The organism is Nodosilinea sp. LEGE 07088 (assembly GCF_015207395.1).
GTDB lineage: Bacteria > Cyanobacteriota > Cyanobacteriia > Phormidesmidales > Phormidesmidaceae > Nodosilinea.
In genome coordinates this window covers 1-2,220 of record NZ_JADEWX010000347.1, presented here as the reverse complement: position 1 = coordinate 2,220, position 2,220 = coordinate 1, and the positions used below count along the sequence as shown (strand labels likewise).

The 2,220-nt window shown below is 55.5% G+C and carries 1 protein-coding gene; it reads left to right on the top strand.

Annotated elements, in window-relative coordinates:
* Window positions 1-598: 598 nt before the first annotated feature.
* A partial coding sequence (gene ltrA / locus IQ254_RS30835; protein WP_193969949.1) for a group II intron reverse transcriptase/maturase occupies window positions 599-2,220 on the top strand: 1,622 nt, incomplete at its 3' end.

Below are 2,220 nucleotides of genomic sequence, written 5' to 3'. Positions count from 1 at the left end.
GCGCGACTCGAAGTCGTTCGGGGGAGTTGGAAAGGACTCCTAAGTTCTTTCCCTGCTAGTGTTCAAGCAGATGTCCGCCTCGGAATGTTCAACCCGTAAGGGGAGGGCAGTATCAGCAGACGAGGTTAAGTGTCCAACAAGCTGAGAGCCAAACTCGGTAAGAGGGCTAGGGCAAGGTGGCTAAGGATAATGCAAATGAATCCTTGATGAGGCTTCGTTAATTTAGGTGCTCGAAAAGGCTGATACGAGCATGTTGGGGCAGATGGGAATCGGCAGCGGCTAAATGCCGGTTGAGAACACCCCGCCCCCGGAGTAAAGAGGAGTCCTAAGGCAATCGTATCTCCACCCCGTGCGGAACGAGGAAACCCCGATAGAGTCCTGGGAATGCCGTCATTTTCAGGTAAGCAAAGGGCAACCGATGCCGACATCTCTAGCGGGCACAGGATGTCCCAAGACGCGAATGCCGTCAGTCGAAAGACAAGCGGAATTCATAACGCGACGGATAGGGCTAGTGCCTAACCCGAAAGGGTGCAGACGTGGGACAGGTGATCTCCTGAAATGCAGTTGAGACGAGACCCAACGCTGCGGGAAAAGTTAGGTGCAGACCCGATTTGCAAACGTAACCCAGCGCACCACCGAGTGGCTGAGCGTCCATTGGCGCAAAGCCCACCGGGTGGTGAAGAATCTGAGACAACGCATTTACAGAGCGACTCGATGTGAGGATTGGAGCCGAGTTAGGAACCTGCAACGGCTCCTGCTCAAGAGCTACTCGACCGTGCTGCTTGCGGTGCGACGGGTGACTCAAATCAACGCGGGTAAAGATACCCCAGGCATCGACAAACTGCTGGTGAAAACCGGTCCCGCTAAAGCCATTCTGGTGGATGTGCTGAAGCAGTCGATACCCTGGCAACCGCTGCCCGCCAGACGGGTGTACATTCCGAAACGCAATGGCAAACGCCGACCGCTGGGGATACCCAGCATCATTGACCGCTGCCTCCAAGCCATGGTCAAATCGGCCTTAGAACCGTGCTGGGAAGCTCAGTTTGAGCCCAGCAGCTACGGTTTCAGACCTGGACGTAGCGCCCACGATGCCATTGCCTGTATCTATGTCACGGCCAAAGCGACCAACCAGACGAAATGGGTGGTTGATGCGGATATCGCTGGATGTTTTGACGCCATTGACCATGATTACCTATTGAGCCAGGTCGGGAATTTTCCGGCCCGAGGGTTAATCGCCCAATGGCTCAAGGCAGGGTATCTGGAAAACGGAGGTCTTCATCCAACGACAACGGGCACGCCGCAGGGCGGGATCATTTCGCCACTGCTGGCCAACATCGCCCTCCATGGCATGGAAACCGCCCTGGGCATTCATCGCTATGCCCAAGGGACGGTTAAACGCGGCATTCGGCGGCGGGTGATTCGTTATGCCGACGATTTCGTCGTCTTTTGCGAGTCACGCGCTGAGGCGGAACAAACTCTAATCGACCTTCAACGCTTCCTCGGCGTACGAGGCTTGAGACTATCGGAGGAGAAAACTCGGATTGTCCATGTATCGGAAGGATTCGACTTTCTGGGGTTCAACATCCGTCACTACCGGAGCCGCACCACCCGCAGTGGATGGAAACTGCTGATCAAGCCCGCCAAACAGAGTGTGGCCAACTTTCGCGAGAAGGTACGCCTCACCCTCAAGCGGCTCCATGGCAGCAATGCCAAGTGCCTGATAAAGGTGCTCAACCCCATCATCCGGGGCTGGGCCAACTACTACCGGGGTGTCGTCAGTTCGGAAACCTTCCAAACGCTGGAACACGACATCTTCTGGAAACTCAGACGCTGGATTAGCAAGAGCCATCCCAACAAGTCCTTCACCTGGCGCAACCGGCGCTACTGGGCCAATCATCCGGCCTACCCCGGCAGTCAGTGGAGTTTTGTAGATAAGGACACGGGTATGGTGCTCTATCGCATCGGCTATACTCGCATTCAACGCCATACTCTGATTCAGGGTATGGCCAGCCCAGATAATCCTGACTATAGGGACTATTTCGAGCAGCGAGCCCAACGCTCGAAGCAGATAGAAAACTACCCTAAAGCGGCGCAACGGGTCATCCGTCAGCAATCCGCGACATGTCCCAACTGTGGCCAATCTCTGTTCAATGGAGAGGATGTCCACATCCACCACAAAACACCGCGCAGTCAGGGAGGAACCAACCACAGCTCCAATTT